Genomic DNA, 12,952 nt, shown 5'->3' with positions numbered 1-12,952 from the left:
ATTATTCCGCCAGGGCCGCTTTCTGCGCCTGGAAGATAGTGTCGATTCCCTCTCGTGCGAGGGCCAGTAAATTGAGTAACTCTTCATGACTGAACGGTTCACCTTCGGCGGTGCCCTGCACTTCAATCATGCGGCCGTCTTCCATCATCACCACGTTCATGTCGGTTTCAGCGGCGGAGTCTTCGACATACTCAAGATCGCACAGCGCTTCACCTTTTACGATGCCCACAGATACCGCAGCCACCATCCCCTTCATCGGATTGGCTTTCAGTTTACCCGCAGCAACCAGTGCATTCAGCGCATCCGCCAGCGCAACACAGGCGCCGGAGATGGACGCGGTGCGCGTGCCGCCGTCAGCCTGCAACACATCGCAGTCGAGAGTGATGGTGAATTCACCCAGTTTTTTCAGATCTACCGCGGCACGAAGCGAACGGGCAATCAGACGCTGAATTTCCAGAGTACGGCCACCCTGCTTACCTTTGGCGGCTTCACGCGGGTTACGAGTGTGGGTAGAACGCGGCAACATGCCGTATTCTGCGGTGATCCAGCCCTGACCCTGGCCTTTAAGAAAACGCGGAACACCTTCTTCCACCGTCGCGGTACACAGCACTTTGGTCTCACCAAACTCCACCAGCACGGAACCTTCAGCGTGTTTAGTGTAATGGCGGGTCAGTGTTACGGGGCGCACTTGTTGTGCAGTTCGGCCTGCTGGACGCATGGATAATACTCCGGGTCGCGAAATCATGTTTGGCTGCGCATTATACCCAAAATCATTCGAGTTGCATCAAGGCGGCAACTGAACGAACGCCGGGGGCCTACTCAAGTAAGAGACCAAAGTGAGTAAAGGCGGCCAACGCAGAGGAAGCTTGAAGGATGACGGGGATCTACGGACTTCATGAGGTAATGCCTATCATGACCCGCTCACCGCAGCTATAATCGCTCCATCTTTACATTAACAGGTACGCATACATGATTCGTAGTATGACCGCTTATGCCCGACGCGAAATTAAGGGTGACTGGGGCAGCGCAGCGTGGGAACTCCGCTCTGTAAACCAACGTTATCTTGAAACTTATATCCGTCTTCCGGAGCAATTCCGCAGCCTGGAGCCGGTCGTGCGCGAGCGCATTCGTGCCCGTCTGACCCGTGGTAAAGTCGAATGTAATCTGCGTTTTGATCTCGATCCTGGCGCGCAAAGCTCATTGCAGCTCAATGAAAAACTGGCTAAGCAACTGGTTGAAGCGGCGCAGTGGGTGAAAATGCAGAGCGACGAAGGCGAAATCAATCCGCTGGAAGTACTGCGCTGGCCGGGCGTTATGCTGGCAGAAGAACAGGATCTGGATGCGATCAGCACAGAGCTGCTGCTGGCACTGGAAACCGCACTGGATGATTTTATCAGCGCCCGTGAAAGCGAAGGTGCCGCACTAAAAGTCATGATCGAGCAACGTCTCGACGGCGTCAGTGCCGAAGTGCTGAAAGTTCGCGCCCATATGCCGAATATTCTGCAATGGCAGCGTGAGCGTCTGGTCAGCAAACTGGAAGACGCAAAGGTTCAACTGGAAAACACCCGTCTGGAACAAGAATTAGTGCTGATGGCACAACGTGTTGATGTCGCTGAAGAGCTGGACCGTCTGGAAGCGCACGTCAAAGAAACGCACAAAATCATGAAGAAAGAGGAAGCTGTCGGCCGCCGTCTTGATTTCATGATGCAGGAATTCAACCGCGAGTCGAACACGCTGGCATCTAAATCAATCAATGCCGATGTCACCACATCAGCAATCGAACTGAAAGTGCTGATCGAACAAATGCGCGAGCAGATTCAGAATATCGAGTAAAACACCTGATTGACCCTAACAATAAAAAACGCCTCTCGTCAGTATGACCGGAGGCGTTTTTTTATGCTTTTTCTGAGGAACGAATTACGCTTCCCAGCGTTTCAGTAATACGCACGCATTCACGCCGCCGAAACCGAAACCGTTCGATAAAGCATAGGTAATGCCGTGCTTTTGGGCAGTATTACCGATGATGTTCAGGCCCGCTGCGGCTTCATCTTTGTTTTCCAGATTCAGCGTCGGTGGAACAATTTGATCACGGATGGCCAGAATGGTGAAGATGGTTTCCAGACCACCAGCCGCCCCCAGCAGATGGCCGGTCGCGGATTTGGTAGAAGTCACGGCCAGTTTGCCATCGGTACCGAACAGGGTTTTGATCGCGTTGATTTCGCCGAGATCGCCTACCGGAGTAGAGGTCGCGTGCGCGTTCAAATGCTGCACGTCTGAAGGCTGAATGCCGGCCTGACGCAATGCGATTTTCATCGCACGACCCGCGCCATTACCGTCTTCCGCACCCGATGTCATGTGATAAGCATCGCCGCTGGTACCGTAACCCACGATCTCAGCCAGAATGTTGGCGCCACGCGCTTTCGCATGTTCCAGCTCTTCGATGACCAGCATACCTGCGCCTTCGCCCATGATGAAACCATCACGGCCGCTATCGAATGGACGGGATGCTTTCTCAGGATGATCGGTGTGACCTGCGGACATCGCCTTGGCAGCCGCGAAACCGCCAAGGCTGACAGTATCGATCGCTGCTTCGGCGCCGCCACAGAGGGCAACGTCGGCTTCATCGTTACGAATCAAGCGCACGGCATCGCCGATTGCCTGAACACCTGCCGCACAAGCGGTAACCGGTGCGCCAATCGGGCCTTTGAACTGATGCTTAATAGAGACCTGACCCGCAGCCAGATTCACCAGGAATGAAGGAATGGTGAACGGCGACAAACGTTTGGCACCACGGCTGTCATTAGTACGCACCGCATGGGCAATGGCCGGGAAACCACCAATACCAGAACCGATCACGGTCGCTGTACGTTCCTGCTGTTCCGCCGTTTCCGCTTTCCAGCCCGCATTAGTAATAGCCATATCCGCTGCTGCCATCGCGAACAGAATGAAACGGTCCATTTTTTTCTGGTCTTTCGGCACCACGAACTGATCTGGATCGAAACCAGACTCGGGATCTTGTTCTTTGGTTTGCACCTGACCACCAATTTTGACGGTCAGCGTTTCCACAATCTCTTCCGGCAATACACGGATACCAGACTGACCGGCCAGCAGGCGCTTCCAGATAGTTTCGATATCACAGCCCAGAGGACTCACAGCCCCCATGCCGGTAATAACCACTCGACGATGAGTCATAAAATGTTCCTCTCTGTCCGTTAATGCATACGTTTTTGCTGGGACTTTCTGAAGTCCGGCAGAAACAGGTTTTTGTAAAGGCTGACAGTATGTGACGAATTACGGTTTTGTAAACCCGTAACCCGAAAATTTTGTTGCCGCTATTTCGCCAGGCTGCGTAGAACCAGACTGGTGATGGCGGTTACACGTTCTTCAAGTTGCTCTGGGGTTTTTTGCTCCAGCAATAGCGGATGTGAGAATGGTGTCGTCACGGTGGTGATCGCCATACACACCTCGTCAAGCGGGGTTTTACGCTCAAACTCACCGGACTCACGGCCGTCAGTGACAATTTTCTCGATGATGCTGTACATCATAGCCCGATGATTTAACGTAGATTTCCACTGCTGTGCAGAGGCTGTCGCCGCGAGGTCGTGCAGCTTTCTGTCCTGAAAGAAGAGATCAAGACTACGCGTAAGCAGCGTTTTAAAAATAGATCGCAGGCGCAGAGTGGCACTTTGATCACTTTGCGCAATCAGCAATAAGGCCTGATCAATCTGCCCCACACGTTGTGAACAAATCGCTTCACCAATAGCCTGTTTTGATTCAAAAAACTTATAAATATAAGCACTTGAAACACCGATGGATTTTGCCAAATCGGCCACAGAGGTTTTTGCATAACCGTAAAGACGAAAATGCTCGAATGCAGCATTGATGATCTGCTCACGCCGTTCATGTTCGGCTGGTCCACGCTGAGTTAACGCAACCGGATTCACGGGTTTCATAAACTCCTCCGGGTAGGTAAAGCAATTAGGCATGTGTAAATGAGTAACGATTATACATATTCGTCACCAATAAGCAGGTGATATTTAACAAGACGCAGCGCGGAACACGTTGTCTTAACCTTGTGGGGGAACAGCAAATAGCTGAGCACTTGCGATTTTTCTAATCTAAAATAAATCATTGTTCATTCAATACCTTTTACAATGCCAGATCTGGCGATACTTCAGATTAGTTTTAATAATCCTAAAGGCAATGCAAAAGAAAAAATCAGTCGAGGGGAGTTGAAAACCCCATTACTCTACGCGGCTACTGTTTTCTTATTCTTTCTGACACGTGCGGCGCGCTCATGTTACTCACTGTTCTTTATATTATTGGGATTACCGCAGAAGCCATGACCGGTGCTCTGGCTGCCGGACGGCGCAAGATGGACTCCTTTGGCGTCATCATTATCGCCTCTGCCACGGCAATTGGCGGGGGGTCGGTGCGTGACATGTTGCTGGGTCACTACCCGCTCGGATGGGTCAAACACCCGGAATATATTGTCATTGTTGCCGTAGCCGCGATTATGACCACATGGCTTGCCCCGCTAATGCAACATCTGCGCAGGCTCTTTTTGGTGCTTGATGCATTGGGTCTGGTCGTGTTCTCAATTATCGGGACACAGGTCGCGCTCGATATGGGCCATGGCGCCATTATTGCTTCCGTCAGTGCGGTGATCACTGGCGTATTTGGTGGCGTACTGCGGGATATGATGTGTAATCAGATCCCGCTGGTATTTCAGAAGGAAATTTACGCGGGTATTTCATTCGCCTCGGCCTGGGTATACATCGGCCTGCAATATTTCTCCCTGCCACATAATCTGGTGATCATCATTACCCTGCTGGTTGGCTTCATTGCCCGGCTGATCGCCCTGCGATTCCGCCTTGGGTTGCCGGTCTTTAATTATCCGCACTCAGATCACTAAATATTTATCACGCTTACCGGTCACTGAAAGGCGGCTATTTTTTCCTGTTTTAGCGCCTCGCTCATAGCGGCAACTTTTTGATGATGGATAAAGTCCAATACCTGAGAGGTGCGTTTTTTACCCACACCTGCCGTCATCTCCCAGTCTTGCGATGTCAGCTGTTGGATCTGACGCCACGTTTGCTGCTGCTGTGCAAATGTCAGGGCAAACGACGGGAAACCTAACGCAGACAACCAGCGTCGAAAGCTTTTATCCCGAGCCAGCTGAATTTGCGCCATCAGTTTCTGCGCCTGTTTAATACTTATCCCCGGAACTGCCGACATTTCTTTTTCATTCAACGTGAGCCAGTCAGTTAAAGAGTTAAGCGGAATTCCATCCACCAGCTTTTGCCATGTCGCTCCACCAAAGCCCGTCATATCGAGTCCTTCCGCACCGCTGAGCCATATTAACCGTGAGAGAAACTGCGCTCTGCAGCCTGTTTCCGGCGTAAAACAAGAAAGTGGACCGTATGACTGAGAGTCTGGTAATTCCATGAGTGGCCGCTCACTTACCCGCCATACCACTTCATCCAGCCTGGGGATCCCCTGACCGGCCAGCGTAATAGCCACCTGATCCCCGACAAGCACATTCCATTGTTTAAAACGGGAGACGGAACCCACATTCACTTTGCTCACCCATTTATCATCGAGCTTTAAGGCTTTCAGATTCAGAATGACCGTTACCTTTCCGCTGCGCCCCGTCGTCGTCGTAATTCCTGAAACTTCCGTGAGTTGTCGCGCGGGTGGGTATTTCCATGCCACAGCCCAGGTGGCAGGTTTGTTCTGCCAGTATTTCCCGGCGGGCTCTTCCTCCTGGCGGATTACCACACCGTCAGTCGCAAAAGGCAATGGCTGAATAAACCAGGCATCGCGCCATTTCGCGACGTCATCCGCCGAACTCACCGGAAGAGTAAATTCTGAAACAACGGGGAACCCGAGCTGACTCAGTCGCTGAAGATGATCGGACATCACAGCGGGACCGTCTGGCCATGACCAGATGAATACACCCATTTGATTCAGCAGTTCAGTGGCGGAAGTACGCATCATTGCGCCAGCCACTTTGGATCTCGCATTTACACCACCCTCAACACTTTGCTGATGACCGGTCATCTTCAGATACAACTCCCCCTGCAATACCAGTTCGGGGCTGATGTCTGCGATCTTAAGAGGTATTGAAGGTATAAACGCCGCTTTGGTCGTCCAGTTTTGGCCTTTCTGACCATCACCGCGGCTGAGTAATGCGGCAAGTTGTCCATGCCGATAGACCAGTGAGACGGCAACGCCGTCGATTTTAGGTTGGACCCAAAGATTTTTGCGCCCGCGCATCCAGTTCGCAACGCCTTGTTTGTCACGTAGCTTACTCAGTCCGGTATGGGCAACAGGATGAGCATAAACCGCCTCCTCACCACCCGGAACAGCCATGACCGGGACGGATTGACCGGCACATGCCAGCCACAATTGTTGTTTCTGGCGCAAATTATCGTAAACCGCATCTTCAATCGGGCTGCTGCCGGACTGGTGATAATCCTTATCCCACTGTGCCAACTGCGTTGTGAGCTGGCGGGTTTCCTGAGTCAGGCGCGCTGATGACCATACGGGACATGTCTCTGGCGAGACGTTACCAGCAGCACAATAAAACGATAGAAACATCAGACTGATAATGAAATGGCGCATAGGCACCTCCTTGTGGGTGCAAGTAAACGCCGGTGACTTTTATCATGCCAGAGCCACTTTTCATGATTGCGCGATGCCTTCCCGGTTATTTCATTTGTTGCAGCAACGGCGAGAAATGTTGGAACACGGCCCGGAAATCCATAATAAAGGGCTATTTTCTGTCGCGAAGTTGCGATGAAATACGACTGGACGCTGCACCGGATGCGGCGAGCGTGTATACTGTGCGAGAGATCACTCTTCGCATACTTCCTATCAACCCATTCAGTTGAAACGTCATCATCATGGTTCAAGGCACGCTGTATATCATCTCCGCTCCCAGTGGAGCAGGTAAATCAAGTCTGATTCAGGCTTTACTTAAAACGCAACCGCTCTACGACACGCAGGTTTCTATTTCTCACACTACCCGTTCAGAACGTCCGGGCGAGAAACATGGCGAGCACTATTTCTTTGTCTCAAAAGAAGAATTTCTTGAGATGATCGAAAAAGATGATTTTTTAGAGCATGCCGAAGTCTTCGGTAATTACTACGGAACTTCACGTGTCACCATTGAGCAGGTTTTAGCGTCTGGCGTGGATGTTTTTCTGGATATTGACTGGCAGGGCGCGCAGCAAATCCGCAATAAAATGCCGCAGGCGCGCAGTATTTTCGTGCTGCCGCCGTCGAAAGATGAACTAGACCGTCGCCTGCGTGGCCGTGGTCAGGACAGCGAAGAAGTGATCGCAAAACGTATGGCACAAGCTGTGGCAGAAATGACGCACTATGCTGAATACGATTATTTAATCGTGAATGACGATTTTGATCTGGCTCTGTCGGATTTAAAAACCATTATTCGCGCCGAACGTCTTCGTCTGAGCCGTCAAAAACTCCGTCATGACGGATTAATCACCAAACTATTGGCAGACTGAAGTCACTTTCAGTATTATGCCCAGTCTTTCGTCACCCTGTGGAGTAGCACATATATGGCACGCGTAACTGTTCAAGACGCTGTAGAAAAAATTGGTAACCGTTTTGACCTGGTGTTGGTGGCTGCTCGTCGCGCACGCCAGCTGCAATCTGGTGGTAAAGATCCACTGGTCGCTGAAGAAAATGACAAGGTCACCGTTATCGCTCTGCGCGAAATCGAAGAAGGCCTGATCACGAACAAAATCCTTGATGTTCGCGATCGTCAGGAACAGCAAGAGCAGGAAGCCGCAGAGATTCAGGCAGTTACTGCCATCGCTGAAGGTCGTCGTTAATTAACGAAACGGATCTCACTTGTATATCTTTGAAAGCCTGAATCAACTGATTCAAAAATACCTGCCGGAGGAGCAAATTAAGCGCCTCGTGCAGGCTTACCTTGTTGCGCGGGACGCGCATGAGGGGCAGACACGTTCCAGCGGTGAGCCTTATATTACTCACCCGGTCGCCGTGGCATGTATTTTGGCTGAAATGAGGCTCGATCATGAGACTCTGATGGCGGCGTTATTACACGACGTTATCGAAGACACGCCTGCAACCTACCAGGATATGGAACAACTGTTTGGCAAAAGCGTTGCTGAACTGGTTGAAGGCGTTTCAAAGTTAGACAAGCTGAAATTCCGCGATAAGAAAGAAGCCCAGGCGGAAAACTTTCGCAAAATGGTCATGGCGATGGTGCAAGACATCCGTGTCATTTTGATCAAACTCGCTGACCGTACCCACAACATGCGCACACTGGGCTCCTTGCGCCCGGACAAACGTCGCCGCATTGCCCGCGAAACGCTGGAAATTTACAGCCCGCTGGCTCACCGTTTGGGTATTCATCATCTGAAAACCGAGCTCGAAGAGCTGGGCTTCGAAGCCCTTTATCCGAACCGTTATCGCGTCATTAAAGAAGTGGTGAAAGCCGCGCGTGGTAACCGTAAAGAGATGATTCAGAAAATCCTCTCCGAGATAGAAGGGCGTTTAACTGAAGCCGGTATTCAGTGTCGCGTCAGCGGTCGCGAAAAGCACCTGTACTCTATCTATTGCAAAATGCACCTCAAAGAACAGCGTTTCCATTCGATTATGGATATTTACGCGTTCCGGGTGATCGTAAAAGAACTTGATACCTGTTATCGCGTATTAGGACAGGCGCACAGCCTGTACAAACCGCGTCCGGGTCGGGTAAAAGATTACATCGCGATCCCCAAGGCCAATGGCTATCAATCTCTCCATACTTCTCTGATCGGGCCTCACGGCGTACCGGTTGAAGTACAGATCCGTACTGAAGATATGGATCAGATGGCAGAGATGGGGGTTGCCGCTCACTGGGCTTATAAAGAGAACAGTGAAACCAGCACGACGGCGCAAATTCGCGCCCAGCGTTGGTTACAGAGTTTGCTCGAACTGCAACAAAGTGCGGGTAACTCATTTGAATTTATCGAGAGCGTGAAATCAGATCTGTTCCCGGATGAGATCTACGTCTTTACGCCGGAAGGCAGAATCGTAGAACTGCCTGCGGGCGCGACGCCGGTCGACTTCGCTTACGCTGTGCATACCGATATCGGTCATGCCTGCGTAGGTGCACGCGTTGACCGCCAGCCGTATCCGCTTTCACAACCGCTGACCAGCGGCCAGACTATCGAAATCATTACCGCTCCGGGTGCCCGCCCGAATGCCGCATGGTTAAACTTTGTGGTGAGTTCGCGCGCACGCGCCAAAATTCGCCAGATGCTCAAGAACCTCAAGCGTGATGACTCCGTTTCTCTGGGCCGTCGCCTGCTGAATCATGCATTGGGAGCTGGTAAGAAACTTTCAGACATTCCACCAGAGAACATCAAAAATGAGCTGGATCGTATGAAGCTCACGGCGATGGATGATTTACTGGCTGAAATAGGCCTCGGTAACGCGATGAGTGTTGTTGTTGCTAAAAATCTGATGGGTGACCAGTCTTCTATGGCGAGCTCAGGCACACGCAATCTGCCGATTAAAGGCGCGGATGGCGTACTGATTACCTTCGCCAAATGCTGTCGCCCAATTCCAGGTGACCCGATCATTGCCCACATCAGTCCTGGCAAAGGTCTGGTTATCCACCATGAATCCTGCCGCAATATCCGCGGCTATCAGAAAGAACCTGAGAAATTCATGGCGGTTGACTGGGATGACCATCAGGAAACCGATCAGGAATTTATCGCTGAAATTAAAGTCGATATGTTCAATCATCAGGGTGCTCTGGCCAACCTGACCGCAGCGATCAACGCTGCGCAGTCGAATATCCAGAGTCTGAGCACGGAAGAAAAAGACGGCCGTGTCTACAGCGCCTTTATCCGCCTGACGACCCGCGATCGCGTTCATCTGGCGAATATTATGCGTAAAATTCGTATCATGCCGGACGTTATCAAAGTAACCCGCAACCGAAACTGATTGTTATGACCCCAGAACGTTATGCACGTATTCGTGAAATGCTGACGGCCCGCCAGCCAGACCTCACAGTCTGTATGGAACAGGTGCATAAACCGCATAACGTTTCTGCTGTCATTCGCACCGCCGATGCTGTTGGCGTGCATGAAATTCATGCAGTCTGGCCGACGACAAGAATGAAAACGCTGGTCTCTTCTGCCGCAGGCAGCAACAGTTGGGTTCAGGTCAAAACACACAAAACTATTCAAGATGCCGTCGCCAAAATGAAGGCGCAGGGCATGCAAATCTTAGCCACAAACCTCTCTGAAAAAGCCGTCGACTTTCGCGCGATTGATTACACCCTTCCGACCTGTATTTTACTGGGTCAGGAGAAAACCGGCATTACGCCTGAAGCACTCGCACTGGCAGACAGCGATATCATCATTCCGATGATTGGCATGGTGCAATCGTTAAATGTTTCAGTGGCCTCGGCCCTGATTCTTTATGAAGCCCAACGCCAGCGCGAAAATGCCGGAATGTATCGTCGCGAAAGCACCGTGTTGAGCGAGAAAGAACAACAGCGTTTGCTGTTTGAAGGTGGCTATCCGGTTCTGTCTAACGTGGCGAAAAGAAAGAAGTTACCTCGCCCGTTCATTGATGAAACCGGTCAGATTATTGCTGATGACGAATGGTGGACGGCGATGCAAATGACGGTCAAAAAAAGATGAAAGGCCGCCTGCTCGACGCTATCCCACTCACGTCACTTTCTGGCGTCGGAGCCAGTCAGGCAGACAAACTCGCTAAGCTCGGCCTTGAAACTATTCAGGATTTACTGCTTCACCTTCCCCTGCGCTATGAAGACCGCACCCGTCTGTACGCCATAAACGATTTACAACCCGGACTGTTTGCCACCATTGAAGGTGAAGTGCTGCGCAGTGACATCAGCTTTGGTCGTCGCAGAATGCTTACCTGCCAGATCAGTGACGGCACCGGGCTGGTCACACTGCGCTTCTTCAATTTCAATGCCGCGATGAAAAACAGTCTGGCCGCAGGCCGACGCGTGACCGCATATGGCGAAATCAAACGCGGCACGATTGGCGCAGAAATTATTCATCCCGAATACCGCATTCAGGGCGAAAACAGCGAAGTCGTTTTGCAGGAATCGCTGACGCCGGTTTATCCAACCACCGAAGGCATTCGTCAGGCGACTCTGCGCAAACTGACCGATCAGGCGCTTGAGCTGCTTGATACCGTTCCTGTCGTCGAGCTATTGCCGGAAGAGCTAAGTCGCTCGTTGATTTCGTTGCCCGAGGCGCTGCATCTTCTCCATCGTCCACCACCCGACATTCAGTTGGCCGACCTCGAGAAAGGTCATCATCCGGCACAGCGCCGTCTGATAATGGAAGAGTTACTGGCGCATAATCTCAGCATGCTGGCCGTGCGCGCGGGTACGCAAAGTTATAAAGCGTTGCCGTTACATCACGACGATCGCCTGAAAAAACAGTTCCTCGCTTCTCTTCCGTTCAGCCCTACCGGTGCACAAGATCGCGTTGTGGCCGAAATTGAGCAGGATCTGGCAAAAAGTTATCCGATGATGCGTCTGGTCCAGGGCGATGTCGGCTCAGGTAAAACGCTGGTCGCTGCCCTCGCCGCACTTTGCGCCATCGCGCAGGGGCAGCAGGTAGGCCTGATGGCACCGACGGAATTACTCGCCGAACAGCACGCCAATAACTTTCGCCAGTGGTTCGAACCGCTGGGAATTCAGGTTGGCTGGCTGGCCGGTAAGCAAAAAGGCAAAGCCCGGCAGGCACAGCAGGAAGCGATTGCCAGCGGCCAGGTATCCATGGTGGTTGGCACTCACGCCATCTTCCAGGAACAGGTGCTTTTCTCCTCGTTATCTCTGGTGATCATTGATGAACAACACCGCTTTGGTGTTCATCAGCGGCTGGCATTGTGGGAAAAAGGGTTACAGCAAGGCTTCCATCCGCATCAGTTGATCATGACCGCTACGCCCATCCCAAGAACGCTGGCGATGACGGCTTACGCAGATCTGGATACCTCGGTGATTGACGAGTTACCGCCGGGACGCACGCCGGTGACTACCGTTGCCATTGCGGATACACGACGCAGCGACATAATCAGCCGCGTTAAAAGCGCCTGTGAGCTGGAAAATCGTCAGGCCTATTGGGTCTGTACGCTGATCGAAGAATCAGAAATGCTGGAAGCGCAGGCGGCAGAAGCCACATGGGAAGGTCTGAAAGAAGCGCTACCTGCACTGAATATCGGGTTGGTTCATGGCCGTATGAAGGCTCAGGAAAAACAAGCCGTCATGCAGGCGTTCAAAAAAGGCGAAGTACAGCTGCTGGTGGCAACGACTGTGATTGAAGTGGGAGTCGACGTGCCGAATGCCAGCCTGATGATCATCGAAAACCCGGAACGTCTGGGTTTGGCGCAGCTACATCAGCTACGCGGCCGCGTTGGCCGTGGTGCGGTAGCTTCCCACTGCGTACTGTTATACAAAACGCCGCTCAGCAAGACGGCTCAGAAGCGTTTGCAGGTACTGCGCGACAGTAATGACGGTTTTGTGATTGCTCAGCAGGATTTAGAAATTCGTGGTCCGGGTGAATTGCTGGGTACCCGTCAGACCGGCAGCGCCGAATTCAAAGTGGCGGATTTGCTGCGCGATCAGGCAATGATCCCAGATGTGCAGCGCATCGCGCGCTATCTTCAGCAACAGTTCCCCGATCATGCCAAAGCGCTGATTGAACGCTGGCTGCCGGAAAGAGTGCGTTATACCAACGCCTGATCCCGCCTTTTTCTGCCAAAACATCATTAAAAATGATGCTTCCTTAGCAACTATTCCTCAGAGTTTTGTTAGAAAATCATCCTTAACCACTTTCTTCCCTGGTTATTTGATGACCTTCACAGACTCACATAAAGTCTGTAACCGGTTTCACATCCCACATCTACACTGATGATAATTAAG

The 12,952-nt window shown here is 51.7% G+C and carries 11 protein-coding genes; 7 read left to right on the top strand and 4 right to left on the bottom strand.

The features are described from left to right. Position 1 precedes the first annotated feature (1 nt). Entirely contained in the window at positions 2-718 is a 717-nt protein-coding gene (gene rph, locus ACMHLI_RS21115) for a ribonuclease PH (RefSeq protein WP_413531176.1), read from the bottom strand. 251 nt (positions 719-969) lie between these two features. Between rph and ACMHLI_RS21110 the strand changes: the two genes are divergently transcribed. Beyond that, positions 970-1,833, top strand: coding sequence for a YicC/YloC family endoribonuclease (locus tag ACMHLI_RS21110; protein WP_413531175.1), 864 nt, complete (start codon positions 970-972; stop codon positions 1,831-1,833). Positions 1,834-1,917: 84 nt separating this feature from the next. Here ACMHLI_RS21110 and fabF read toward each other — a convergent pair whose 3' ends face one another. Further along, positions 1,918-3,192 (bottom strand): beta-ketoacyl-ACP synthase II, encoded by a 1,275-nt coding sequence (gene fabF, locus ACMHLI_RS21105; protein WP_413531174.1) that lies wholly within the window; start codon positions 3,190-3,192, stop codon positions 1,918-1,920. 140 nt (positions 3,193-3,332) lie between these two features. After that, positions 3,333-3,953, bottom strand: coding sequence for a TetR/AcrR family transcriptional regulator (locus tag ACMHLI_RS21100; RefSeq protein ID WP_413531173.1), 621 nt, complete (start codon positions 3,951-3,953; stop codon positions 3,333-3,335). A 344-nt stretch (positions 3,954-4,297) separates the two neighbouring features. Between ACMHLI_RS21100 and ACMHLI_RS21095 the strand changes: the two genes are divergently transcribed. Next, the gene (locus tag ACMHLI_RS21095) at positions 4,298-4,915 is read left to right on the top strand and encodes a trimeric intracellular cation channel family protein (protein WP_112165178.1); all 618 of its coding nucleotides are present in this window, start codon (positions 4,298-4,300) and stop codon (positions 4,913-4,915) included. A 20-nt stretch (positions 4,916-4,935) separates the two neighbouring features. Here the strand turns inward: ACMHLI_RS21095 and ligB are convergent, their stop codons facing one another. After that, positions 4,936-6,627, bottom strand: a complete 1,692-nt coding sequence (ligB, locus tag ACMHLI_RS21090) for an NAD-dependent DNA ligase LigB (protein ID WP_413531172.1) — start codon at positions 6,625-6,627, stop codon at positions 4,936-4,938. 281 nt (positions 6,628-6,908) lie between these two features. Here ligB and gmk point away from each other — a divergent pair, with 281 nt between their 5' ends. From gmk to recG, 5 genes are read left to right on the top strand one after another with little or no spacing between them, the layout of a single operon-like run. Beyond that, positions 6,909-7,532: a guanylate kinase gene (gmk, locus tag ACMHLI_RS21085; RefSeq protein WP_413531171.1), complete on the top strand. Its 624-nt coding sequence runs from the start codon at positions 6,909-6,911 to the stop codon at positions 7,530-7,532. A 54-nt stretch (positions 7,533-7,586) separates the two neighbouring features. Next, positions 7,587-7,862, top strand: a complete 276-nt coding sequence (gene rpoZ, locus ACMHLI_RS21080) for a DNA-directed RNA polymerase subunit omega (protein ID WP_056777549.1) — start codon at positions 7,587-7,589, stop codon at positions 7,860-7,862. 19 nt (positions 7,863-7,881) lie between these two features. Continuing rightward, positions 7,882-9,990 (top strand): bifunctional GTP diphosphokinase/guanosine-3',5'-bis pyrophosphate 3'-pyrophosphohydrolase, encoded by a 2,109-nt coding sequence (spoT, locus tag ACMHLI_RS21075; RefSeq protein ID WP_413531170.1) that lies wholly within the window; start codon positions 7,882-7,884, stop codon positions 9,988-9,990. Between the two features lie 5 nt (positions 9,991-9,995). Beyond that, a complete protein-coding gene (trmH, locus tag ACMHLI_RS21070; RefSeq protein WP_413531169.1) occupies positions 9,996-10,694 on the top strand; it encodes a tRNA (guanosine(18)-2'-O)-methyltransferase TrmH in 699 nt (232 codons plus the stop codon). Continuing rightward, positions 10,691-12,772, top strand: a complete 2,082-nt coding sequence (gene recG, locus ACMHLI_RS21065) for an ATP-dependent DNA helicase RecG (RefSeq protein ID WP_413531168.1) — start codon at positions 10,691-10,693, stop codon at positions 12,770-12,772. The genes trmH and recG overlap by 4 nt, the downstream gene beginning before the upstream one ends. The last annotated feature ends 180 nt before the right edge of the window (positions 12,773-12,952 follow it).

It is taken from the genome of Rahnella inusitata (assembly GCF_965118895.1).
In the GTDB taxonomy this organism is placed as follows: domain Bacteria; phylum Pseudomonadota; class Gammaproteobacteria; order Enterobacterales; family Enterobacteriaceae; genus Rahnella; species Rahnella inusitata_A.
The sequence above is the reverse complement of the archived record's forward strand: the minus strand, read 5'-3'. Positions and strand labels throughout refer to the sequence as shown.